24 protein-coding genes, 1 tRNA gene and 2 pseudogenes are annotated in these 20,968 nt (G+C 72.9%); 14 read left to right on the forward strand and 13 right to left on the reverse strand.

Annotation, left to right across the window (positions count from 1 at the left end; translation table 11 throughout):
- On the reverse strand, positions 1-246 hold a 246-nt coding region (locus tag ABZ807_RS21760; protein WP_357161049.1), incomplete at its 3' end, for a transposase family protein.
- A 548-nt stretch (positions 247-794) separates the two neighbouring features.
- Here ABZ807_RS21760 and ABZ807_RS21765 point away from each other — a divergent pair.
- Positions 795-1,421, forward strand: a complete 627-nt coding sequence (locus tag ABZ807_RS21765; protein WP_357160798.1) for a superoxide dismutase — start codon at positions 795-797, stop codon at positions 1,419-1,421.
- The gene (locus ABZ807_RS21770) at positions 1,418-1,630 is read left to right on the forward strand and encodes a hypothetical protein (RefSeq protein ID WP_357160801.1); all 213 of its coding nucleotides are present in this window, start codon (positions 1,418-1,420) and stop codon (positions 1,628-1,630) included. Before ABZ807_RS21765 ends, ABZ807_RS21770 begins: the two co-directional genes overlap by 4 nt.
- A 390-nt stretch (positions 1,631-2,020) precedes the next feature.
- Here the strand turns inward: ABZ807_RS21770 and ABZ807_RS21775 are convergent, their stop codons facing one another.
- On the reverse strand, positions 2,021-2,275 hold the full coding sequence (locus ABZ807_RS21775) for a hypothetical protein (RefSeq protein WP_357160804.1): 255 nt from the start codon (positions 2,273-2,275) through the stop codon (positions 2,021-2,023).
- Positions 2,276-2,460: 185 nt separating this feature from the next.
- Here ABZ807_RS21775 and ABZ807_RS21780 point away from each other — a divergent pair, with 185 nt between their 5' ends.
- From ABZ807_RS21780 to ABZ807_RS21790, 3 genes and pseudogenes are all read left to right on the forward strand, one after another.
- Positions 2,461-3,096 carry a LysE family translocator gene (locus ABZ807_RS21780; RefSeq protein ID WP_357160805.1) on the forward strand — a complete coding sequence of 212 codons (636 nt, stop codon included), beginning with the start codon at positions 2,461-2,463 and terminating at the stop codon, positions 3,094-3,096.
- Between the two features lie 151 nt (positions 3,097-3,247).
- Positions 3,248-4,748, forward strand: a pseudogene (locus ABZ807_RS21785) (replication initiator); the annotation flags it as partial.
- Positions 4,723-5,724, forward strand: coding sequence for a site-specific integrase (locus ABZ807_RS21790; protein WP_357160808.1), 1,002 nt, complete (start codon positions 4,723-4,725; stop codon positions 5,722-5,724). The pseudogene ABZ807_RS21785 and the gene ABZ807_RS21790, both read left to right, overlap by 26 nt.
- 79 nt (positions 5,725-5,803) lie before the next feature.
- Here the strand turns inward: ABZ807_RS21790 and ABZ807_RS21795 are convergent.
- A tRNA-Lys gene (locus tag ABZ807_RS21795) sits at positions 5,804-5,875 on the reverse strand.
- Between the two features lie 144 nt (positions 5,876-6,019).
- Here ABZ807_RS21795 and ABZ807_RS21800 point away from each other — a divergent pair.
- The 3 genes from ABZ807_RS21800 to ABZ807_RS21810 all read left to right on the forward strand — a co-directional run bounded on the left by ABZ807_RS21800 (position 6,020) and on the right by ABZ807_RS21810 (position 7,891).
- Positions 6,020-6,499, forward strand: a complete 480-nt coding sequence (locus tag ABZ807_RS21800) for an anthrone oxygenase family protein (RefSeq protein ID WP_357160812.1) — start codon at positions 6,020-6,022, stop codon at positions 6,497-6,499.
- 185 nt (positions 6,500-6,684) lie between these two features.
- Complete coding sequence (locus ABZ807_RS21805) at positions 6,685-6,984, forward strand: hypothetical protein (RefSeq protein WP_357160815.1); 300 nt, start codon at positions 6,685-6,687, stop codon at positions 6,982-6,984.
- A 61-nt stretch (positions 6,985-7,045) separates the two neighbouring features.
- Entirely contained in the window at positions 7,046-7,891 is an 846-nt protein-coding gene (locus ABZ807_RS21810) for an NAD-dependent epimerase/dehydratase family protein (RefSeq protein WP_357161052.1), read from the forward strand.
- Here ABZ807_RS21810 and ABZ807_RS21815 read toward each other — a convergent pair.
- Complete coding sequence (locus ABZ807_RS21815) at positions 7,888-9,069, reverse strand: GNAT family N-acetyltransferase (RefSeq protein ID WP_357160818.1); 1,182 nt, start codon at positions 9,067-9,069, stop codon at positions 7,888-7,890. The genes ABZ807_RS21810 and ABZ807_RS21815 overlap by 4 nt on opposite strands.
- Before the next feature lie 50 nt (positions 9,070-9,119).
- Complete coding sequence (locus tag ABZ807_RS21820) at positions 9,120-9,839, reverse strand: protein phosphatase 2C domain-containing protein (RefSeq protein ID WP_357160821.1); 720 nt, start codon at positions 9,837-9,839, stop codon at positions 9,120-9,122.
- 63 nt (positions 9,840-9,902) lie between these two features.
- Here ABZ807_RS21820 and ABZ807_RS21825 point away from each other — a divergent pair, with 63 nt between their 5' ends.
- On the forward strand, positions 9,903-10,931 hold the full coding sequence (locus ABZ807_RS21825; protein ID WP_357160824.1) for an AAA family ATPase: 1,029 nt from the start codon (positions 9,903-9,905) through the stop codon (positions 10,929-10,931).
- Positions 10,932-10,983: 52 nt separating this feature from the next.
- Positions 10,984-12,288, forward strand: coding sequence for a benzoate/H(+) symporter BenE family transporter (locus ABZ807_RS21830; RefSeq protein WP_357160827.1), 1,305 nt, complete (start codon positions 10,984-10,986; stop codon positions 12,286-12,288).
- A 330-nt stretch (positions 12,289-12,618) separates the two neighbouring features.
- Here ABZ807_RS21830 and ABZ807_RS21835 read toward each other — a convergent pair whose 3' ends face one another.
- From ABZ807_RS21835 to ABZ807_RS21850, 4 genes are all read right to left on the reverse strand, one after another.
- Positions 12,619-12,993 (reverse strand): hypothetical protein, encoded by a 375-nt coding sequence (locus ABZ807_RS21835; RefSeq protein WP_357160830.1) that lies wholly within the window; start codon positions 12,991-12,993, stop codon positions 12,619-12,621.
- A gap of 29 nt (positions 12,994-13,022) precedes the next feature.
- Positions 13,023-13,295, reverse strand: a complete 273-nt coding sequence (locus ABZ807_RS21840) for a hypothetical protein (protein WP_357160832.1) — start codon at positions 13,293-13,295, stop codon at positions 13,023-13,025.
- Positions 13,296-13,375: 80 nt separating this feature from the next.
- Positions 13,376-13,849 carry a large conductance mechanosensitive channel protein MscL gene (gene mscL / locus ABZ807_RS21845; RefSeq protein WP_357160835.1) on the reverse strand — a complete coding sequence of 158 codons (474 nt, stop codon included), beginning with the start codon at positions 13,847-13,849 and terminating at the stop codon, positions 13,376-13,378.
- Positions 13,850-13,888: 39 nt separating this feature from the next.
- Positions 13,889-14,572, reverse strand: coding sequence for a FadR/GntR family transcriptional regulator (locus ABZ807_RS21850; protein ID WP_357160838.1), 684 nt, complete (start codon positions 14,570-14,572; stop codon positions 13,889-13,891).
- Between the two features lie 49 nt (positions 14,573-14,621).
- Between ABZ807_RS21850 and ABZ807_RS21855 the strand changes: the two genes are divergently transcribed.
- Entirely contained in the window at positions 14,622-15,926 is a 1,305-nt protein-coding gene (locus ABZ807_RS21855; RefSeq protein ID WP_357160841.1) for an MFS transporter, read from the forward strand.
- A 9-nt stretch (positions 15,927-15,935) separates the two neighbouring features.
- Here the strand turns inward: ABZ807_RS21855 and ABZ807_RS21860 are convergent, their stop codons facing one another.
- From ABZ807_RS21860 to ABZ807_RS21870, 3 genes and pseudogenes are all read right to left on the reverse strand, one after another.
- The gene (locus ABZ807_RS21860; protein ID WP_357160844.1) at positions 15,936-16,292 is read right to left on the reverse strand and encodes an STAS domain-containing protein; all 357 of its coding nucleotides are present in this window, start codon (positions 16,290-16,292) and stop codon (positions 15,936-15,938) included.
- A gap of 404 nt (positions 16,293-16,696) precedes the next feature.
- Positions 16,697-16,999 carry an AraC family transcriptional regulator gene (locus ABZ807_RS21865; RefSeq protein WP_357161055.1) on the reverse strand — a complete coding sequence of 101 codons (303 nt, stop codon included), beginning with the start codon at positions 16,997-16,999 and terminating at the stop codon, positions 16,697-16,699.
- A 171-nt stretch (positions 17,000-17,170) separates the two neighbouring features.
- A pseudogene (locus tag ABZ807_RS21870) lies at positions 17,171-17,356 on the reverse strand (DUF6597 domain-containing transcriptional factor); the annotation flags it as partial.
- A 60-nt stretch (positions 17,357-17,416) separates the two neighbouring features.
- On the opposite strand from ABZ807_RS21870, the gene ABZ807_RS21875 reads away from it, so the two are divergent.
- From ABZ807_RS21875 to ABZ807_RS21885, 3 genes are all read left to right on the forward strand, one after another.
- A complete protein-coding gene (locus ABZ807_RS21875) occupies positions 17,417-17,983 on the forward strand; it encodes a TIGR03086 family metal-binding protein (RefSeq protein WP_357160847.1) in 567 nt (188 codons plus the stop codon).
- A gap of 186 nt (positions 17,984-18,169) precedes the next feature.
- Positions 18,170-18,595: a hypothetical protein gene (locus ABZ807_RS21880; protein WP_357160850.1), complete on the forward strand. Its 426-nt coding sequence runs from the start codon at positions 18,170-18,172 to the stop codon at positions 18,593-18,595.
- A gap of 1 nt (position 18,596) precedes the next feature.
- Positions 18,597-20,723, forward strand: coding sequence for a bifunctional polysaccharide deacetylase/glycosyltransferase family 2 protein (locus tag ABZ807_RS21885; protein WP_357160853.1), 2,127 nt, complete (start codon positions 18,597-18,599; stop codon positions 20,721-20,723).
- Between the two features lie 36 nt (positions 20,724-20,759).
- On the opposite strand, the gene ABZ807_RS21890 is transcribed toward ABZ807_RS21885, so the two are convergent.
- A complete protein-coding gene (locus ABZ807_RS21890; RefSeq protein ID WP_357160856.1) occupies positions 20,760-20,963 on the reverse strand; it encodes a hypothetical protein in 204 nt (67 codons plus the stop codon).
- Between the last annotated feature and the right edge of the window lie 5 nt (positions 20,964-20,968).

Genomic DNA, 20,968 nt, shown 5'->3' on the forward strand with positions numbered 1-20,968 from the left:
ACCGGGCTGGTCGCAGAACAGACGACGCACGGTCAGCACGAGTGTCACCTCCCGCCCGCCGATACCCGTGTCCACGAGCCGGCGCACGTACCTGCTGTGCACTCGAGTCGATGCCGTGCCGCAGTCAGGACAGCAGCTCACGTCCGCGCACGTTCTGGCCTCGACCCTGACCCGAACTCCTTTCATGTATGCCCTGACCAGCTGCAACCCGGCCAGGTGCGGTAGCAGGACCGTCGCCCCATCCATAATAGACACAAAATGATCAAGGCTACTCGATCACCGAACTTGTGCCAGAGCCATTTTTCACGCGTCGTCGACAACGGGAGCCGGGGGTTGCGTCGGGTTTCTCCTTGCCAGTGCGGGTAGGTGGCGACCAGGTGAGCCGACCTGTGGACGGGAGCGAGTACGCCGCGAGCGTGAAGCGCATGTTCCCGGCCGAGCTGGCAGAAGCCGTTCTCGACTCTCCCGACAGGATGCGTCCGTGAGCGGGGTAGGCATGTCCAGGCCGTTTTAAGCAACGGCCTGTTCGCCCGACCCGTGACGCCTCGCTTACAAGTTTTGGGCGCTTCATCCAGCGGTGTTCGTGCGCGTCCGCACTGAGTGAGCCATCTGCTGGTGGGCGCGCCTCCGCCATTGATCATCGCGGCGCGGAGGCGCACCCCTGCCGGCAAAGCCGGCGGCAGACAGGAGGCCCGTGGAGGCATCCCTTCTAGTTGCGAGTGTTTCGTAGTTGCCAAGAATTTGCAATAAGGCATACTGGCCTAGACGATCTTCATCTCGCGAGAGAGGTTCCGATGGCCGTCTACACGCTTCCCGACATGCCCTACGACTACGGCGCGCTCGAACCCGCTATGAGCGGTCAGATCCTGGAACTGCACCACAGCAAGCACCACGCCGCGTACGTCAAGGGCAGCAACGACACCCTCGATCAGCTCGCCGAGGCGCGCGACAAGGGCGACTACACGGCGCTCGTCGGCCTGGAGAAAACCCTCGCCTTCAACCTCTCCGGGCACGTCCTGCACTCGATCTTCTGGAACAACCTCTCCCCAGACGGGGGTGACCGTCCCGACGGCGAACTGGCCGCCGCCATCGATGAGCACTTCGGTTCGTTCGACAGCTTCGCCGCCCAGCTCTCCACCGCCACCAAGAGCGTGCAGGGCTCCGGCTGGGGCGTCCTGGCCTGGGAGCCCCTGTCTCAGCGGCTCATCGTCGAGCAAATCTACGACCACCACGGCAACGTCGGTCAGGGCTCCACGCCGATCCTGGTCTTCGACGCCTGGGAGCACGCCTACTACCTGCAATACAAGAACGTGCGCCCCGACTACGTCGACCGGCTGTGGAACCTCGTCAACTGGGCCGACGTCACCAAGCGCTTCGACGCTGCCCGCGCCGCTGGCAACCCGCTCATCGTGGCACCGTGACCGCCGCCGACCCGACGTCGGCCTTCACCGCTGCACAACGCGCCGCCGGGGTCATCGCCGCCAAGCACCGCGGTGACCTCGACGGCGCTGAGCAACTGCTCGCAACCTTCCCCGACGACGGCTCTGCACATCGCCGCCGCCACCGAACGGCCGCCGTCCCCGTAGACGCCGTCAGCAGTGCTCAACCCGCCCTCACGCACGCCGGATGAGAGAGGAGGCCAAGGCCATGAGCCACACGCGACCCTGGTGCCCGCTGACTTCACGGGCGACCTAGAGGTTGAGGTTTGCCCTCGGCACTTCCAACGCGTGGACGGGGACCACATGACCACCGGCAGCCCCCGGCTCCCTAGGAACGGCGCAGCCGGTCTGCCGATCGGGATCAAGCGGATCACAATGATCGGCTTGGGAGTCCTGGACGCAGGTCTCCTGCGGCAACCGTTCGAGAAGGCCCGCATCACGGGAGAGACCCAGGTGCTACCGGTCCGATGACCCTGTGAGATCGCCTCCAGGTTGCCCCGTCGCGGTTGCGGCAAGACGTCACTCAGTTAGTCACCCAGCTGGTTTTCGGCCCAGTCTCCGCGTCCCTCGGGTATGCGCCCCTACCAGGGTCCTCCGCGTTCGATCTTCAAGACCTCAGCCATGGGAACCTTCGCCACAAGAACAAGGACAGTCCCAGCCTGAAGCGCCCAGTCCAAGACTTGGACCTGCTCTCGCTCCTCGGCCGTCCCACGAGCAAGAACAGAGAAGAGTGGGTAGCCCTCGTGCTCGGTGTAACGGTCAGTGGCCAGCTCCAGCACCGCTCCGGACCGGAGAGTGACCAGCCACCGGCCAGGTGGCCCTACGGCGAACTTCATGATCTTGAATGTGCGGACCGGTACACCGCAGCGCCCCCGCCGGAGGTACTAGTGAGGCAGAATCCAAGGACATCAAGCAGATCATCGGGGAGATGCGGCATGGCTGACCTGACCGGCGTCCGTTGGCGCACGAGCCCGCGCGGCGGAGGCAACGGCATGAACGGCCTCCCCTGGCAGGCGGGAGCATGACGGTCACCATCGCCCAGGTGATCGCGTTCGCTGCGGTCATGGCGGTGGGCGCGCTCTCCCCCGGGCCGGATTTCGCAATCGTCGTCCGTCGTGCTGCCGTTTCGGGGCGAGCGCGCGGGATGGCGACGGCGGCGGGGATCGCGGCCGGCGTCTTCGTTTGGGCCGTTGCCGCCGCGACGGGAGTGGCCACGCTGCTGGCGGCCTCCGCGGTCGCCTTCACGGTCGTCAAGGTCGGCGGCGCCGCCTACCTCACATGGCTCGGCGTCCGGGCGCTGATCGCGGCGGCCCGAGGTGGCGCTGGGACGCTCGGCGGACCGGCCGGCGAGGATGACACGACCATGCTGGCGGCGTTCCGGCAAGGCCTTCTGTGCAACGTGCTCAACCCCAAGGCGGCTGTCTTCTTCGTGGCGCTGATGCCGCAGTTCCTGCGTCCGGACGCGACGGTGGTCGACGCGGCGCTGGTGGCGGGAGTGGCCGCGGCCGTCGCCCTGGTGTGGTTCTTCGGCGTGGCCAACCTGGTGGCCGCGATGCGGCGGCTGCTCGACCGGCCACGGGTACGTCGGACGCTCGACGCGGTCACCGGCGTCGCGCTCATCGCGCTCGGAGTCCGGCTGGCCGCAACACGCCTTTGAGCCTTCGCACCCGGTCACGCCACCCCCGACCCGCCACTCGATCCTGCCCGTGACCGGCGATGCCACCAGCGCCCCCAGCACCACCAGCGGACCAACGTCCACGGCTGGTGGTGCTTCGTCTCCCGTCCCTGCCACCCGATGAGGAGGAGTCATGTCCACCCCGCTCACCCTGTACCGTCCCGGCCTTGCCGCCGGCCGAGACGCCCAGGCGCTGCACCGCGCCGCCACCATGGAGTTCTCCGGCTGGCTGGAGCGCACACCCGCACCGCCGGCGGCTGCTCCCGCCCGATCCGCCTCACCGGCACCATCGCCGCCGCCGACCGAGACACCGGCAGACTCCTGAGCGAGCAGCACACCGAGGAGTTGCCCGACCGCACTCTCTACAAGGCGTGCGGCAACCGCCGCGAATCGCAGTGCCGAGACTGTGCCTGGGTCTACCAGGGCGACGCCAATCAGCTCGTCCGCTGCGGCCTGACCGGCGGCAAGGGCGTCCCCGCCTCGGTCGGCCGGCACCCGGTCGTCTTCGCCACCTTCACCGCACCATCCTTCGGCGCGGTCCACCACCGGCACGTCCCTCGCCACACCTGCGCCACCCGCCAGCGCTGCGACTGCCGTCCCGCTCCCTGCCGCGCCCGGAGCACCGCCGGCACCTGCCCGCACGGGCAGCCCGCGGTGTGCTTCGCCCGCCACGATGCCGACGATCCGCGACTCGGGCAGCCGTTGTGCCTGGACTGCTACGACCACAGCCACCAGGTCGTCTGGAACTACTTCTCCGGCGAGCTGTGGCGGCGCACCAAGCAGGCCATCGAGCGCCGCCTTGCCGCGCTCTGCCGCCGGCGTGGAATCTCGTTCATCCGGGTCATTACCGCCTCTGGCAAGGTCCGCTGGGTGCCGTCCGTGAGGGTGTCGCACGGCAAGGTCGCCGAGATGCAACGCCGGGCCGCCGTGCACTTCCACGTCCTGCTGCGCCTCGACGGCGTCAACCCCGACGACCCAGACGCTCTCGTGCCGCGCCCGGCCGGCGTCACCGTCGACGACCTGGAGGTCGCCGTCGGCACCGCTGCCCGCCAGATCACCGTCCCCACGCCCCGCACCCCGACCGGCCACAAGGCTGGCTGGTCGCCCGGGGGCGAGCAGGTCGACGTCCGGCGAATCAACAGCGCCGGCGGAGAGCTGACCGACGGCAAGGTAGCTGCGTACCTGGCCAAGTACGCGACCAAGGCGACCGAGGCCACCGGCCACTGCTCCACTCGCCTTACCCCGGCCACCATCGACGACTACGCCGACCCGGCGGGCGACCACCTGGCCCGCCTCATCGACGCCTGCTGGCCCATCGGACGGCCCACCCATAGCGATGGGACCAGCGGCGCCGCAACAGCCGAGGACCGTCAAGGCAGCCTTGACTCCGCGTCCAACGCCTACGCCGGCCTGCGGCGCTGGGCGCACATGCTCGGCTTCGGCGGCCACTTCCTCACCAAACCCGCCGCTACTCCGCCACGTTCGGCCTGCTCCGCGACACCCGCGCCACCTACCGCCGCACCGAAGACGACGACACGGCCGACACCGTGACCGTCGGCACCCTCACCTACGTTGGGTCCGGCTGGCTCACCGAGGGCAGGCGGTCTGATGCCCGGACGATCTCGCGCGAACGGGGAGGGCTCGATCTTCCCCTACCGAAACGGCTTCGCCGCGTACGTGTGGGTCGAGAAGCCCGACGGCAAGCGGGGACGGAAGTGGGTCTACGGCAAGACCCGCGAGGAGGTCCACGACAAGTGGATCAAGTTGCATGGGCAGGCCAAGGCCGGGCCGGTGGCTACCCGGTCCCCAACAATAGGGGAGTATGCCGGCTACTGGCTGCGGGAGATCGTCAAGCCGAACCTCGCCCCGGGAAGCTACGTCACCTACGAGGTCGTGGTCCGGCTCTACCTCGTGCCCGGGCTGGGTCGCAAGCGCCTCGACAAGCTGCGCGTCAGCGACGTCCAGACCTGGATCAACGAGGTGGGGCGGACCTGCCAGTGCTGCGCCCAGGGCAAGGACGAACGGCGCAAGCCCGCCCAGCGTCGCTGCTGTGCCCTCGGCCGCTGCTGCCGGGATCTCCCATCGCCGACCGTGCGCAAGGGCGAGATGCTGGGGCTCACCTGGGCGGACGTCGACCTCGACGCGGGGGAGTTGACCATCGATCGGCAACTCCAGCGGGTCGGTGCCGAACTGCTGCACCGGGAGACGAAAACGGCCGCCTCGGACGCCACCCTTCCGCTGCCGGACATCTGCACCGTGGCGCTCGACCGCCGCCACGCCGCACAGATCGCCACCTGGGACACCACCGGCCCGGCCTGGCAGCCCTCCGACCTGATCTTCACCACCCGCTATGGGCGACCGGTCGAGCCAAGGAACTTCAACCGCTTCTGGGACCGGCGCTGCGACGCGGCGGGAGTCCGGCGGATCACCGTCCGGGATGCCCGGCGGACCTGCGCCTCGCTCCTGGCCGACCTGGACGTGCACCCCCGGGTGGCGATGCAGATTCTCCGGCACGCACAGTTCGCCATCACCATGGAGATCTACACGGTGGTCTCGTCGGCGGCCACCCGCGACGCGCTCAAGCGACTCGGCAAGGCACTCGACCGGTGACCAGGCTACTGCTGTACTTCGCTGCTGTATCGGCCCCGGTTGCGGCGACCGGGCAGCCCGGCCAAGGCGCTGGGGAGAGTGGGCCGCCAGGGACTCGAACCCTGAACCTATGGATTAAAAGTCCACAGCTCTGCCATTGAGCTAGCGGCCCGCCGCACCAGGCTACCGGACCTGCGCCGCCGAGGCATTCCGGCGTCCGGCCGTACGTCGATGCCCGCCGAGCCCAGACGCCCACGGATGCCCCCGAGCTTCTCGACCATGGGCAACAGGGCCACGCCGGGTGAGCCTGGAGGGCATGAGGACGTTCTCGCTCGCCGCCGCCACCGGAGTCACCGGGCTCATGGCGGGGCTGTTCTTCGCGTACTCGTGCTCGGTCATGCCGGGCCTGGCCGCGGTCGACGACCGCACCTTCGTCGGGACCATGCAGTCGATCAACCGGCGGATCCTCAACGGTTGGTTCCTGGCGGCCTTCCTCGGCGCGGCGTTGCTGATCGGCCTGGCGGTGGCGCTGCACCTCACCGTCGGCGGCCGGGTGCTGGCCTGGACGGTCGCGACGCTGGTGCTCTACGGCGCGACGCTGCTGATCACCATGCGGGTCAACGTGCCGCTCAACGACCGGCTCGACGCGGCCGGGCCGGTGGACCGGATCGCCGACCTCGCGGCGGCGCGGGCGAGCTTCGAGGCGACCTGGGTGCGGTGGAACCTGGCCCGCACGGTCACGACCGTCGCCGCCTTCGCCTGCCTGGTGACCGCGCTGGTATCTCGGCGCGCCTGACGGGGGTGATCGACTCCGTGTCGGCGAGGTGGCGGCTTCCGGGTGGATGGAATGGCGCGATGCCGGCGGCATGGAGTCGATCAAGCGGCGGGGCCCGGTGACCGGATGGGGCGATGTCGGCGGGGTGGCAGTCGATGATGCGGGCGGGCGGTTCTGAACGGGCGGGGGCGGGGAACCGGGACGGAATGAGGACGAGCGGCACCCCGGCCGTGGCGGCGTCGAGCGAGGAGACCGGGCCGGACGGCGTACGGGAGCCGGGCGGTGAGGTGCACGCCTGGCAGCCCGGCCAGAACTCCACCGTCTGTGGACTCCAGCTCAGCCGCACCCGGCTGCGCCGCTTTCCGCACGTGCCGTTCGACTACACCTCGACCGACGTGCTCACCCAGGCCGACCCGGTCGGCTTCGTCTGCCCGCGCTGCCTGGCCGCCACTCAGGGCCGCCGCCGGCAGGAAAAGAGCTGGATACGCCACGCGCCCCGCCCCTGACCGACGCGGGGGTTGGAGTCCGGTTCAGCGGGTACCGCAGCCCGCATGCGGATCCGTGATCGTGGGCACCAGCGGCAACGTGGGAACGGCCCTGCTGCGGCGGCTGCGCCCGGAGTCGGGGCTGGAGTTGGCCGGCGTGGCCCGGCGGCTGCCCGGCCCGGACGCGGGTGAACCGTACGACGGGGTGGCGTGGCACTCCTGCGACGTCGGGGCGCCGGGGGCGGACGGCAAGCTCGCCGCGATCTTCGCGGGGGCCGACGCGGTCGTGCACCTGGCCTGGCAGATCCAGCCCAGCCACGACCAGCGCACGCTGCACCGGACCAACGTCGGCGGCAGCCACGCCGTTATCGAGGCCGCCGTCCGGGCCGGCGTTCCCGCTCTGGTGTACGCCTCGTCGGTCGGCGCGTACGCGCCCGGCCCGAAGGACCACCCGATCAGCGAGCGTTGGCCGGCGACCGGGGTGCCCGGATCGTCGTACAGCCGGGACAAAGCCGAGGTCGAGTCGATGATCGACCGCCTCGAGTCTGAGCACCCGTCGCTGCGGGTGGTACGGCTGCGGCCGGGGCTGGTCTTCCAGCGGGACGCCGGCACCGAGATCACCCGGTACTTCCTCGGGCCGCTCGCCCCGGTCCGGCTGCTCCGCTTCGGGCGCATCCCGGTCGTACCCGCGAACCGCCGGCCGCGGATGCAGGCGGTCCACGCGGACGCGGTTCCGCCGACCTCCCCGGCCGCCCCGCCGGCCTCCTCAAGGCCCGCACCCCCGGCCGCGGCAACCCCTACTGAGCAGAGGCGGGGTCAGCTCAGGCGGGAGGAGGTGATCGTGGGTGGGCGGGCGCCGCGGGGCGGAGGGCGGGCCGGCGGGTCGGTCAGGCGTGGGAGAGGGCGAAGGCGGGGCGGGGGGTGTTAGAAGTCGGCGAAGAGGTAGGGGAGGGCGCGGGGGAAGAGGCGGCGCAGCTCGGCTGCCGCGTCCGGGCCGATCGAGCCCAACCCGCGCACGTCCACCTCGACCGGGTCGAGCACCCCGTACGCGAGCGCGGAGAGTCCGGCGGCGGTGAGCGTCGCCGACGGCGCGGGGCCGCCCGCGGCCAGCTCCAGCTGGCCGGTGGTGCCGTCGAGCAGGTGGTTGCCGGCCAGCCAGCGGTCGCCGACCAGCTCGACCCGGACCCGGCCCGGGCCGGCGGGGAGACCGGCGAGCGTGTCCAGCGCGAGCAACCGGGCCATCGGGGCGAGCGAGCCGGACCGGGACACCCGCGCCTCCACGTGCACGGCCAGGTCGGTCAGCCAGAGTTCGGGCAGCTCGTCGGCGGGCACCTGGAGGCTGATCCGGTCGACCTGGTCGACATGCCGGGCGAGGAACTGCAACAGCAGCGCCCGGGCGTACGGGTCGGTGGTGAGCAGGTCGTCGCCGAGCAGTTCGCCGTCGTCGTCGATGCGGTACGTGAGCGCGCCCATGGTCGTACCGTCGATCCGGGCGGTGACCAGCCAGCGGTCGTCGCGGTCGCGCAGCCCGACAGCGCGGAACTCGGGGAAGATCGCGAAGCCGTGCCGCTCCCGGACGCAGCACTCGGTGAATGCCCGGTAGCCGGCGTAGCCGGCGCCGATCCGTTCCCAGGTCACCTCGCCGGGCAGTTCGGCCCGGAGCAGCGGGTCCAGGTCGGCGGGGGAGAACCGGACGGTACGCGTCCGGGGCAGCCCGACGTAGCCGAAGCGCTCGTAGAAGCCGGCCCGGAACGGGTGCAGCGCGGTCAGCTGGTGCCCCTCGTCGCGCATCTCGTCGAGGAGCTGGTGCAGCAGCGCCCGCACGTGACCCCGCCGGCGGGCCAGCGGGTGGGTGGCCACCCCGGCCACGCCGGCCATCGGCAGCACCCGGCCGCGCAGGTTCTGCCGCATCGGGATGGCGCTCGCCGCCGCCTGGGTCTCCCCGTCCTCCTCGACGACCAGCGTCCGGTTGCCCCTGTTGTACGGCAGGTACCGGTGGAACGCCTCCACCCGCTCCCCGCTCAGCGGGGACGCCTCGAACGCGTACGCCTGGAGCGGGAAGCTGGTGGTCAGGCGTTCCTCGGCGGCCAGGCGACGGATGAGCACCCGTCCATCCCAACCCGGCCGGCGGCCCGCCGCAACCCGATTGGTCCGGTTCAGGCCTCCATCAGGTCGGAGACCACGACGGTCACGTTGTCCGGCGCGCCGGCCTGGTGGGCGAGCTTGACCAGCTGCTCGCCGCAGAGCTGGCGGTCGCCGTACGTGGTCAGCGCGGCGTGGATCGCCCCGTCCTCCACGTAGTCGGAGAGGCCGTCGCTGCACACCAGCAGCCGGTCGCCGACGAACATGGTCAGCGCCCCGATCGCCGGTGGGGCGTCCGCGCCCTGCACCGCGCGGGTCACCAGGGACCGCTGCGGGTGGTGCCGCGCCTGGTCGGGGGAGAGCGCGCCCTGGTCGACCAGCGCCTGCACGAAGGTGTCGTCCCGGGTGAGCTGGGTCAGTTGCCCGTTGCGCAGCAGGTAGCAGCGGGAGTCACCGACCTGGGCGAGGACCAGGGTGTCCCCGGCGAGCAGGCCGGCGGTCAGCGTCGTACCCATGCCGTCGCGGGCCGGGTCGGCGGAGATGGCGGCGCGGATGCGCTGGTTGGCGGCGGTGACGACGGCGCGCAACGCCTCGACGGCCTCGTCGGTGACGGTCGGCGGGACCAGCTCGTCCAGGATCCGGATGACGATCTCACTCGCCACCTCGCCGGCGGGGAGTCCACCCATGCCGTCCGCCACCGCCACCAGGCGGTCACCGGCGAGAGCGGAGTCCTCGTTGTTGGTGCGGACCAGGCCGACGTCGTTGAGGATGGCCGAGCGGAGGATCAGCGTCATGCCACAAGCTTGCCAAGAACACCCTTGATCCGTCTCTACGCACTAGTGCGTAGGGTGGCAGAAATGATGCCGGTGTCCATGGTCGGGCGCGCCGGCGAGCGAGCCGAGCTCGACCGCGCGTGGTCCACCGTGGTCGACGCCGGCCGTCCGTCGCCCGCCGTCACGGTGATCACCGGGGCGGCCGGGGTGGGCAAGAGTCTGCTGGTCGCGGCCGCCGTGGAGGGCTTCTCGCCCCGCCCGGCGGTGGTCCTGTCCGGCGCCGCCCGGGTGCATGACCCGGCCCCGTACGACTGGTTGGCGGCGGTGCTCAGCGGTCGCGTCACCCGCGCCCTCGACCTGCCGCCGGACGCGCTGGCCTGGCTCGCCCAGCAGCCCACCGCGCCGCGCGAGCGCTACGCCCCCGGCACCCTGCTCCGGTTGGCTGTGCGGACCGTCCGGCTGCTGGTCGGCGCCGGCCCGGCCGTGCTGGTGGTGGAGGACCTGCACGCCCTCGACCCGGCCAGCCTCAACCTGGTCGGCGAGCTGGCCGCCGCCCCGGACCTGCCGGCCCTGCTGGTGGTGGCGAGCCGGCCGCCGGCCGACGCGGTGGCGCCGGACCTCGCCATCCGCGTCCTGTCCCGCCTCTGCGGGGTACGCGGCGCGGTGCGCCAGCACCTCGGCCCGCTCGCGGTCGCCGAGGTGGCCGAGGTGCTGGCCCAGGTGTACGGCGGCGACCGCCCCGCCGACCGGATCGTGACCGCCGTCTGGCAGCGCACCGGCGGCAACCCGTACGCGCTCACCGAACTGCTCGCCGCGCACGCCGGTCAGGGCCCGGAGGCGCTGGTCCACCGGCCGCTGCCGGAACACCTGCGGCTGCCGGTGCCCCGCCCGGCCGCTCCGCCGGACGCCGAGCTGACCGGCCGGGAGGTGGAGGTGCTGGGCTGCCTGGTCGCCGGGATGTCCAACAAGCAGGCCGCCCGCGCGCTCGGCATCTCGGTCCGTACCGTCACCGTGCACGTGTCGAACCTGCTCCGCAAGACGGGCTCGGCGTCGCGTACCGAGGCGGCGTTGTGGGCGGTGCGGCACCGCGTCCCGTCCCGCCCGCCCGGCTGAGCGGTGCCTGGTTAGGGTGACCGCGACACGGACGCGGAGACGGGGGTGTGCGGTGGCGGGACGGCTGCAACCGGTGCTGGCCGGCGTGGTGACCGCCCTGGTCGGCTTCGCCAGCTCGTTCACGGTGGTGCTGGCCGGGCTACGGGCGGTCGGCGCCGACGAGGCCCAGGCCGCCTCCGGGCTGCTCGCGGTCAGCGTCGCGTCCGGGCTGTGCGCGCTCTGGCTGGGGCTGCGGCACCGGATGCCGATCACCATCGTCTGGTCCACCCCGGGCGCGGCGCTGCTGGTCGCCAGTGGCCCGGTCCCCGGCGGCTGGCCCGCCGCGGTCGGCGCGTTCGTGCTCTGCGGGGTGCTCATCATGGCCGCCGGTCTCTTTCCCGTGCTGGGCCGGGCGGTCGCGGCGATCCCGGGTCCGGTGGCGGCGGCCATGCTGGCCGGGGTGCTGCTGCCGCTGTGCACCGCTCCGGTCCGGGCGCTGGTCGAGGTGCCGTGGCTGGCCGCGCCGGTGATCGTCACCTGGCTGCTGCTGCACCGGTTCGCCCGGCGCTGGGCGGTGCCGGCGGCGCTGGTGGTGGCGGCGGTGGCGATCGCGCTCACCTCGCCCGGCCGGGGCCTCGGCGGGTTACGGCCGGTGGTCGAGCTGACCGCGCCGGCGTTCACCGTGCCGGCGCTGGTCGGGCTGGCGCTGCCGCTCTTCCTGGTCACCATGGCCGCCCAGAACGTGCCCGGTGTCGCGGTGCTGCGCGGCTACGGCTACCAGCCGCCGCTCGGCGCGGCGCTGCGGGTGACCGGGCTGGCCGGCGCGTTGGGCGCGCCGGCCGGCGGGCACGCGGTGAACCTCGCGGCGATCACCGCCGCCCTGGCGGCCGGGCCGGACGCCCACCCGGACCCCGAGCGGCGCTGGATCGCCTCGGTGACCGCCGGCCTGGGACTGGCGCTGCTCGGGCTGGGCGCGGGGGCGGCGACCGCACTGGTGCTGCTCTCGCCGCCGGTGCTGATCGAGGCGGTGGCCGGGTTGGCGCTGCTCGGCGCGCTGGCCGCCGCGGTCTCCGCGGCGGTCGCCGAGCCGGAAGGTCGGGAGGCGGCCGTGGTGACCTTCGTGGTCAGCGCCTCCGGGGTGAGCCTGCTCGGGGTGGGCGGCGCGTTCTGGGGCCTGCTCGCCGGTTGGCTGATGCTGGCGCTCTTCCGCCGACGGGCCGCGTCGCCGCCGGCCGCCGGGTCCGCTCCGGTCACGGTGCCGGCCCCCGCCCGCGAGCCGGAGACCGGGCCGGGTGGTAGCGAGTCGGGTGCCGGGTCGGGCGAAGCCGGGTCGGCCGGAATCGGGTCGGGGAGACGTACCGCTCGACGGTCGCCGTGAACTCCGTCGCGTGCTCCAGGGTGTCGAACAGGACCAGTGCGTGCCCGGTCTCCGCGTCCGCGTGGTCCGGCCCCCACCAGTCACGCACGAACCCCGGGCTCTGCCGGACCACCTGCGCCATGTGCGCGAACTGCGCCCGCCGCTCCTCCGAACCGTCGCCGGGCATCCGCTGTTCCCCGATGACCAGGTACATCCGTCCACACTAGATCGGCGCCGGTCGCCGACGCGGCGATGACGGCCCCGGTTTGCGGCATGTCGCGGTATCCGACCGGCCCGTACACCGCGACACGCCGCAAAGCGCGCAGGGGGCAAGGACACGAACAGGGCGGGTCACTCCTCGGGGGGGAGGTCGCCGACGCCGACGTCGAGGCGTACCTGGCCGTCGGCGACGGTGGCGATCTGGTCGGCCAGCACGTAGACCGCGCCGGTACGGGCCAGTTCGGTGGAGACCTTCAGGTAGCCGGTGCGCAGCAGCCGGGCGGCGAGGTCGGCGGGTACGTCCGGCTCCTCGACCGCGGCCGACTCGATCAGCTCGTTCAGGCTGCCGCCCGGGTCGGCGGTCGGCGCCTGCACGGTCACCGCGTTCGGGTCACCCCGCTGCACGAGGTCGACCGTGCCGACCTCGACGCCGACGGTGTCGATGACCCGCATGCCGGTGGTGACCCGGGAGATGGCCGTCTGCTGCTCGGTGCCCTGCTGCTCCATTCCCGGGCGGTTCCCGGCCCGGCGCGGCGCTAAACGCCGGGCGGGTTCTCCCCGGCGCTCGGCGGGGTCCAGGCGCTCGGCGGGCGCGGGGAGAGTTCCCGCCAGCCGTCGGTCCCCGCCAGCAGGGCCCGGACGGTCTCCTCGGCCTCGTCCGCGCTGCCGTACTCGTAGAACTGGGAGACGCCCTCCGCACCGCCGGCCCGCTGCTCGACGTGCCAGCGGTCGGCGTCCACCCGTAGGAAGACGTCCCGCCGGGCCAGCCGCCCCCACTTGCCGTTCCACCAGTGCCTGCGCTGCTCCATGGCCGGACCCTATCGAACATGTGTACGACACGGGCCGGCCCCCGGGGATTCCCACGGGGGCCGGTGTGCATGCTCTCGTGTCAGCGCGGCGCCGGCGGCTCCGTACGTCGACCGAGCGCGTCGTCCAGCGCGCCCCGCTGCCGGGCCGGGGTGGTGTGCCCGCCGGCGACCAGGGCGTCCCGGATCTCGGTCAGCAGCTTGACCTCCTCGCTGGGCGCGGCGGGCGGCGGCTCCTCGCCCCGCTTGCGGCGCTCCGCGAGCCGGTTCATCGGGTAGACGACCAGGAAGTAGAGCGCCGCTGCGGTGAGCGCGAAGGTGATCACCGCGTTGACGAAGGCGATCCAGTCGAAGGCGATGCCCCGGAACTTCGGGGCGGTGCCCGCCAGGCCCTTGTCGCTGCCGGTGATCAGCAGCACGAACACCCGGATCAACGGATCCAGGAACGACTTGGTCAGCTGCGTGACCACGCCCGTGAACGCGGCGCCGATGACGACACCGACCGCGAGGTCGACGACGTTGCCGCGCATGATGAAGTCTTTGAAGCCCTTGAGCATCCGCACTCCCGTGCTGTCCGATTCTGCGTCCGGGACAACCTATGCCCCGGACGGCGGCTCCAGAAAAGCACCGGCCTCGATCGCCGCGCGCGCCGGATCGCCGTCCCGGATCGCCGCGACGAGTCGAGCGTGGTCGGTGTACCGCTCGGGTTTCAGCGCGTCCCCCATGCTCTGGGCGACGCTGCTGCGCAGCGCGGCCCCGACCGAGGCGTAGAGCTCGGCGAGCATGCCGTTGTGGGCGGCGGCCACCACCGCCGTGTGCAGCGCCGCGTCGGCCTCCACGAACTCCGCCACCCGGCCCGCGTGCCAGGCGGCCTCCCGGGTGGCGAGCGCCCCGTCGAGCGCCGCCAGGTCCTCCGGCGTACGCCGCAGCGCGGCCAGCCGGGCGGCCTCCACCTCGAAGGCGCGCCGGACCTCGACCACCTCGGCCATCCGGTCGTCGGTGAGCCGGCGGGCCACCACCGGGGCCAGTTCGTCGGTGGACACCACGTACGTCCCCGAGCCCTGCCGGCACTCCAGCACCCCGGCGTGCACCAGCGCGCCGACCGCCTCGCGGACCGTGTTCCGCCCCACCCCGAGCGCGGCGACCAGTTGCGGCTCGGTCGGGATCCGCCCGCCGACCGGCCACTCGCCGCCGAGGATCCGCTCCCGGAGCTGCTCGATCGTCTGGCGTACCCGGTGGCCGCGCGGGGGCACGGCGACGGAATGGATGACGGGTGTCACCGGTTACACCTCGTGCCGAAATTCATCCCATGATTGTAGGTTCGAGGTCATGACACCGCCACCCGCCGCCACCGAGGCCCCCACCGCCGAGCCGGCCGCGCCCACCGTCGAGGTGACGCCCGGGCCCGCGCCGGCCGCCGTCTCGCCTCCGGCCGGCCAGTCGTCGGCGGCCGGCGGGAGCGCGCTGGTGCTGGTCGGCATGCTGCTGGTCGCGCTCAATCTGCGCGCCGCGGTGACCAGCCTCGGCGCCCTCCTCGACGAGGTACGCACCGGACTGGCGCTCTCCGGGACGATGGCCGGCTTCGTCACCACCCTGCCGACGATCGCCTTCGCCGGCCTCGGCGCGCTCACCCCGTGGCTGGTCCGCCGGTACCAGCCGGCCCGGGTGCTGGTGGTGGCGATGCTCGCCCTCGCCGTGGGGCAGGTGCTCCGGGTGGCCACCGACTCCGCGCTGGTCTTCGTGCTCACCAGCGCGCTCGCGCTGGCCGGCATCGCGGTGGCGAACATCCTGCTGCCGATGCTGGTCAAGCAGCACTTCCCGCACCGCACCGGGCTGGTCACCGGGGCGTACACGATGGCCCTGACGGTGGGCACGACGGTGGCCGCCGCCTCCGCGGTGCCCATCGCGCACGCCTTCGGCTCCTGGCGGGCCGGGCTCGGCGTCTGGGCCGGGCTGGCCGCGGTGGCCGTACTCCCGTGGGTGCCGCTGGCACTGCGGGCCCGCGCCGCCCGGCGGGCCGCGACCCCGGCGGCGGCCCCGGCCGCGCGGGTGCGGATCCGGCCGGAACGCACCCGGCTCGGCTGGGCGATGGCGGTCTACTTCGGCGCGCAGTCGCTCAGCGGGTACGCGATCATGGGCTGGCTGGCGCAGCTCTTCCGGGACGCCGGCTACCCCGCCGAGACCGCCGGGCTGCTGCTCGCCGGGGTGACCGCGCTCGGCGTGCCGGTCGCGCTGGTGATGCCGACCCTGGCCGGCCGGCTGCGCACGCTGCGGCCGCTGGTGCTGGCGCTGACGGCGGCGTCCACCGCGTCGTACGTCGGTCTCGCCCTCGCCCCGCACGGCCTCGCGCCGCTCTGGGTGCTGCTGCTCGCCCTGGGGCAGGGCGCCTTCCCGCTGATCCTGACCACCATCGGCCTGCGCGCCCGCACCGCCGAGGGCGCCGTGGCGCTGTCCGCCTTCGCGCAGAGCACCGGGTACGTGATCGCGGCCCTCGGGCCGCTGCTGGTCGGCGTCCTCTACGAGGCGACCGGGGGCTGGACGGCGCCGCTCGGGTTCCTGATCGGCGCGCTGGCCGTGCAGACGACCGCGGGCATGATGATCGCCCGTCCCCGCTTCATCGAGGACGAGCGGTAAGGAAAGAGGTCAGGAGGAGGCCGGCGTCGGGTCGCCCGCGACGGCCTGCTCGACCGTCGGGTACGTGTGCAGCACCTCGACCAGGCCGCTGACCTCGAGGATGCGCAGCACGCCGCGCTGCGGGGCGGCCAGCCGGACCACGCCACCGGCCTCGTCGCAGCTGTTCTTCGCGCGCACGAAGACCGACAGCCCGGTCGAGTCGCAGAACGACACGTCGGCCAGGTCGAACACCACCCGGCTGCGGCCCTTGTCGAGCAGATCGGTGATCTGGTCCTGCAGCTGCGGTGCGGTCGCCATGTCGAGCTCGCCCGCGACCGAGACGACGACCACGTCGCCGCGCTGTTCCGTTTGCACCGTCAAGGACATTCGGACCTCCTGTTATCGCTGGAACGGTATCCCACGAATGCGGGAACACGCAGAACGGGAGAGGCATCGGGTGATCATTTCGCGCTGCCAGCCGGACTTCACCGGTTCCGCCGGTTCCTCCCGGTGACCCGCCGGTTCCTTAACGGAGAGTGATTTCCGGTCGTTCTTACGCACAGTGACATGGCCGGCTTTGCCGCGCCACCCACTCCGCATCCTTTGCTCTGCTGCCTCATCCGCAACACCGCTCCGAGCAGCGAACCGGCGACGCCGACCAGATTCACACCCTGACGCGATGGTTACTCTCCGCTCGTGTTGCGTGGGCGGCAGCAGAGCAAAGGGGTCGCGGGGGGTCCGTGGGGGGTGGGGATGGGGTGACGGTAGGTGAGGGATTTGGGGGCCGTTGGTCAGTGCAGGGAGCGGACGTAGGCCGTGGGGGAGACGCCGGTAACGGCGGTGAAGTCGCGTACCAGGTGGGCCTGGTCGCTGTAGCCGAGGTCGGCGGCGAGCGCGGACCAGTCGGGCGGCCCCTCGCCGGCCCGCTCGATCGCCTCCTGGAGTCGGTAGCGGCGGATCACCCACTTCGGACTGACCCCGACGTGGTCCAGGAAGAGGCGCTGCAGGCGCCGGGTGGAGATGCCGTGCCGGCGCGCCAGATCATCCACCCGCAGTACGCCCCGGTCGGTGCGGATCGCCTCGGCCAGCGCCATCGCCTCGACCGCCGCCGGGTCCGGCTCCGGCGCCCAGGCGGTGAGGAAGGCGTCCAGGGCGAGGCGGCGCTCGGTGTCCGTACCCTCGCAGCGGCCCGCGCCACCCGCGGAGCCGGCGGCGGCCCGGGCGGCGGCGGGGACCTCGGCGAGCGGGCGGCGCTCGCCGGTCAGTTCGGCGACCGGGCGTCGCCAGAACGGCCGGAAGCCGCCCGGGCGGAGCTGGATCCCGCTGACCCGGCCGATGCCGGTCAGGGTGATCGAGAAGAGCCGTCGACCGACGCCGGTGATCTTGGCGGTCTCCGGGCCGCCCTCGGTGCGCTGGAAGACCACGTTCACGGCCGGGTGCGGCACCAGTTGCCCCGGTTGTCCCCGCGTGGCTGTCGCATTCTTTCAAGACCACCTTCGTACGCTGGGGTTATGGCAACGAAGACTAGCGATCTCCTGGCCGCCGCCGCACCGCGAACCGTGGCGGTGGTCCGGGCGATCACCGACGATCAGCTGGACCTGCCCACGCCCTGCCAGGACTTCACCGTCCGTGACCTCGTCAACCATGTGTACGACGTGGTGGTCAACTTCCAGACGCTCGCCCTGCGGCGGGAGGTGGACTGGTCGGCGAAGACCGACCACGTGACCGAGGGGTGGCGGGACCGGTTCGCCGACGAGACCGGGCGGCTGGTCGAGGCGTGGGCCGACTCGGCCGCCGAGGAGGGCGCCTCGCCCGGCATGGGGCTGCCCCAGGAGACGGTCGGCCTGATGGGGGTGATCGACCTGGTCGTGCACGGCTGGGACCTGGCCCGGGCCACCGGGCAGCCGTACCAGCCGGCGCCCGAGGGCGTCGCCGCGGGCCACCGGTTCATGGACGGGATGGGCTCGATGGGCCGCCAGATGGGCGCCTTCGGTGCGGAGGTGGAGACCGGCCCGGACTGCACCGAACTGGACCGCCTGCTCGGCCGCGCCGGCCGCGTGCCGGCCTGGAGCCGCTGAACGCATCGACGGTGCTTGACGCCATACTATTCACCGAGTGAATCCTGCGCGCCAACACGGCCGTGGAGGAGCTGCGCCCGGCCTGAGGGTGTAACACGGGGTGAGGCCGCGGCGCTTGTGACTCCGGAAGGCCGCCAGCGGGGGTGAGGCGGTCCGGGGCGGGCGGCGGCACAGGGAGATCACCAGATGCACAACCAGCCGAGCGGTGCGCCGCCGGTGTTCGTCGACCGGACCGGGAAGCGTCGTCGACTCATGATGATCGCCGGCACCGCGATGGGGGTCGGCCTGGTCACCAGCCTCGGGCTGGTCCTGGCCGGGCTGTTCGGCGACACCACCGTCCCGTTGCCGGGCTGGACCGACCCGAAGGCCCGCCCGCCGGTCGAGGCGGGTGTGGACGGCCTGGACGAGATCGGCCAGCCGGCCGGCCGGACGCCCGGGCCGCGTCCGTCGGCGTCGACCAGCACCGCCGTTCCGGTTTCGACGCCGACCCGCACGGCCGCGCCCGCGGCCACGACCGCACGCCCGGCCGGCCAGCCGTCCGCCACCGTGCCCGGCCAGGGCGACGTGCGGCGCACCGTCAAGCCCAGCCGGTCGCCGGGCAAGCCCCACTGACATGGCGCTACACGTAGCCCGCCGCGACCCGCGGGCCCACTGGGTACTGCTCCTGCTCGGCCTGCTCCTGCTGCTCGCCGCGCTCACCGTCAACGGGCTGGTCACCGGGATCGCCGGCGGCTCCGGGCCGTCTGGCGCCCCGGCCGCGCCGGCCCCGCAGAAGGTCACCGACGGCGGCCCGGTGCTGCGGCTGGACCAGTCGGAACCGGTCAGCCGGCGGATGCCGGACCGGACGGTCGCGCTCACCTTCGACGACGGGCCGGACCCGGAGTGGACGCCCAAGGTGCTCGACGTGCTCCGCCGACACCGGGCGCACGCCACCTTCTTCGTGGTCGGCTCCCGGGTCAACGAACACCCCGAGCTGGTCCGGCGCATCCTCGACGAGGGGCACGAGCTGGGCTCGCACACCTACACCCACGCCGACGTCGCCTCGGTCCCCCGCTGGCGGGCCGACCTGGAGCTGTCACTGACCCGCAAGGCGATCGCCGCGGCCACCGGCCGGGAGGTCACCCTGTTCCGGCCTCCCTTCTCGTCCACCACGCCGACGCTGACCGCCGGCGGGTACGAGGCGCTGCGCGCCGCCGCCGGCAGCGGGCACGTGGCGGTGCTCGCCGACCTGGACGCCAAGGACTGGCAGCGGCCCGGCGTGCCGGCGATCGTCCGGGCGGCGACCCCGCAGCCGGGGCGGGGCGCGGTGGTGCTCATGCACGACGGCGGCGGTGACCGCGGCCAGACCGTGGCCGCCGTGGACCAGCTGCTCACCCGGCTGTCGACGCAGGGCTACCGGTTCACCACCGTCTCGGCGGGGATCGACGCCCCGCCGTCGACCGTTCCGGCCGGCGTCGGCACCCGGCTCAGCGGCCACGCGCTGCGTTGGACCCAGGCCGGGGCCGAGTGGGCGACCACCGGAATGAACCTGCTGCTCGCCGTCGCGCTGGTGCTCGGACTCGCCCGGCTGGCCGTGCAGGTGGCCTGCGCGCAGATCCACGTCCGCCGGGTGCGCCGGCCCCGGCACCGCCGGCCGCCGGTCACCGCGCCGGTCTCGGTGATCGTGCCCGCGTACAACGAGGCGGCGAACATCGCGGCGACCGTGCGGTCGCTGGTGGCCAGCGCGTACCCGGCGCTGGAGGTGATCGTGGTGGACGACGGCTCCAGCGACGGCACCGCCGACATCGTCGAGCGGATGGGCCTGCGCGGGGTGCGCGTCATCCGGCAGGCGAACGCCGGCAAGCCGGCCGCGCTGAACACCGGCATCCGGGCCGCCCGCGCCGAGCTGCTGGTGCTGGTCGACGGGGACACCGTCTTCCAGCCGGACACCGTGCACCGGCTGGTGCAGGGCTTCGCCGACCCGACCGTCGGCGCGATCTCCGGCAACACCAAGGTCGCCAACCGTCGCCGGCTGCTGGGCCGTTGGCAGCACCTGGAGTACGTGATCGGCTTCAACCTCGACCGCCGGATGTACGACGTGCTGGAGTGCATGCCGACCATCCCCGGCGCGATCGGCGCGTTCCGCCGCGACGTGCTGCTCACCGTCGGTGGCGTCCCCTCGGACACCCTCGCCGAGGACACCGACCTGACCATGAAGGTGCTCCGGGCCGGCTGGCGGGTGGTCTACGAGGAGGCGGCGATCGCCTGGACCGAGGCGCCCTCCTCGCTGCGGCAGCTCTGGCGGCAGCGGTACCGCTGGTGCTACGGCACCATGCAGGCGATGTGGAAGCACCGGCACGCGCTGCGCGAGCCGGGGGCAGGGGGCAAGCTGGGCCGGCGCGGCCTGCCGTACCTGACGGTGTTCCAGATCGTGCTGCCGCTGGCGGCCCCGGCGGTCGATGTGTACGCCGTCTACGGCCTGTTCTTCATGCCCTGGTCGACGCTCGTGCTGGCCTGGGTGGGCCTGCTCCTGCTCCAGGGGCTGACCGCCGCGTACGCGCTGCACCTGGACCGGGAGGGCTACGGTCCGCTCTGGACGCTGCCGTTGCAGCAGCTCGTCTACCGCCAGGTGATGTACCTGGTGGTGGTGCAGTCGGCGGTCACCGCGGTGATCGGCAACCGGCTGCGCTGGCAGCGGATGGTCCGCACCGGCGAGGCGGCGGCAATGGTCGGCGCGGGCACGCCGGGTCGCCCGGGCTGACCGCCGCCGGCCGGGTGGGGTGCCACGCGGCCGGCGTCAGCGGGGGTGGAAGACGCCGGCTGACCAGGAAAGGGCCAGGCCGACCACCGCCGAGCAGCAGCAGACCAGCAGGGCGGCGGCGACCACGCCGACGATCAGCCAGGCCGGCCCGCGCCGGGCCGCGCCCGGTTCCGCTTCCGGCGGCGGTACGTCCGGGCCGGGCGGCACCCCGTCCGCCCGGCCCTCGTCTCGGCTGGTCATCCGGG

Source organism: Micromonospora sp. NPDC047548, assembly GCF_040642975.1.
Classification (GTDB): domain Bacteria; phylum Actinomycetota; class Actinomycetes; order Mycobacteriales; family Micromonosporaceae; genus Micromonospora.

What these genes read in the sequence shown, in the direction of transcription:
- ABZ807_RS21800 (WP_357160812.1), top strand. Translation starts at nt 6,020, where the DNA reads ATGAGGACGTTCTCGCTCGCCGCCGCCACCGGAGTCACCGGGCTCATG.
- ABZ807_RS21860 (WP_357160844.1), bottom strand. Translation starts at nt 16,292, where the DNA reads ATGTCCTTGACGGTGCAAACGGAACAGCGCGGCGACGTGGTCGTCGTC.
- ABZ807_RS21835 (WP_357160830.1), bottom strand. Translation starts at nt 12,993, where the DNA reads ATGGAGCAGCAGGGCACCGAGCAGCAGACGGCCATCTCCCGGGTCACC.
- ABZ807_RS21790 (WP_357160808.1), top strand. Translation starts at nt 4,723, where the DNA reads ATGCCCGGACGATCTCGCGCGAACGGGGAGGGCTCGATCTTCCCCTAC.
- ABZ807_RS21775 (WP_357160804.1), bottom strand. Translation starts at nt 2,275, where the DNA reads ATGAAGTTCGCCGTAGGGCCACCTGGCCGGTGGCTGGTCACTCTCCGG.
- ABZ807_RS21890 (WP_357160856.1), bottom strand. Translation starts at nt 20,963, where the DNA reads ATGACCAGCCGAGACGAGGGCCGGGCGGACGGGGTGCCGCCCGGCCCG.
- ABZ807_RS21875 (WP_357160847.1), top strand. Translation starts at nt 17,417, where the DNA reads ATGGCAACGAAGACTAGCGATCTCCTGGCCGCCGCCGCACCGCGAACC.
- ABZ807_RS21825 (WP_357160824.1), top strand. Translation starts at nt 9,903, where the DNA reads ATGATGCCGGTGTCCATGGTCGGGCGCGCCGGCGAGCGAGCCGAGCTC.
- ABZ807_RS21855 (WP_357160841.1), top strand. Translation starts at nt 14,622, where the DNA reads ATGACACCGCCACCCGCCGCCACCGAGGCCCCCACCGCCGAGCCGGCC.
- mscL (WP_357160835.1), bottom strand. Translation starts at nt 13,849, where the DNA reads ATGCTCAAGGGCTTCAAAGACTTCATCATGCGCGGCAACGTCGTCGAC.
- ABZ807_RS21805 (WP_357160815.1), top strand. Translation starts at nt 6,685, where the DNA reads ATGAGGACGAGCGGCACCCCGGCCGTGGCGGCGTCGAGCGAGGAGACC.
- ABZ807_RS21880 (WP_357160850.1), top strand. Translation starts at nt 18,170, where the DNA reads ATGCACAACCAGCCGAGCGGTGCGCCGCCGGTGTTCGTCGACCGGACC.
- ABZ807_RS21885 (WP_357160853.1), top strand. Translation starts at nt 18,597, where the DNA reads ATGGCGCTACACGTAGCCCGCCGCGACCCGCGGGCCCACTGGGTACTG.
- ABZ807_RS21780 (WP_357160805.1), top strand. Translation starts at nt 2,461, where the DNA reads ATGACGGTCACCATCGCCCAGGTGATCGCGTTCGCTGCGGTCATGGCG.
- ABZ807_RS21765 (WP_357160798.1), top strand. Translation starts at nt 795, where the DNA reads ATGGCCGTCTACACGCTTCCCGACATGCCCTACGACTACGGCGCGCTC.
- ABZ807_RS21820 (WP_357160821.1), bottom strand. Translation starts at nt 9,839, where the DNA reads ATGACGCTGATCCTCCGCTCGGCCATCCTCAACGACGTCGGCCTGGTC.
- ABZ807_RS21840 (WP_357160832.1), bottom strand. Translation starts at nt 13,295, where the DNA reads ATGGAGCAGCGCAGGCACTGGTGGAACGGCAAGTGGGGGCGGCTGGCC.
- ABZ807_RS21865 (WP_357161055.1), bottom strand. Translation starts at nt 16,999, where the DNA reads ATGGCGCTGGCCGAGGCGATCCGCACCGACCGGGGCGTACTGCGGGTG.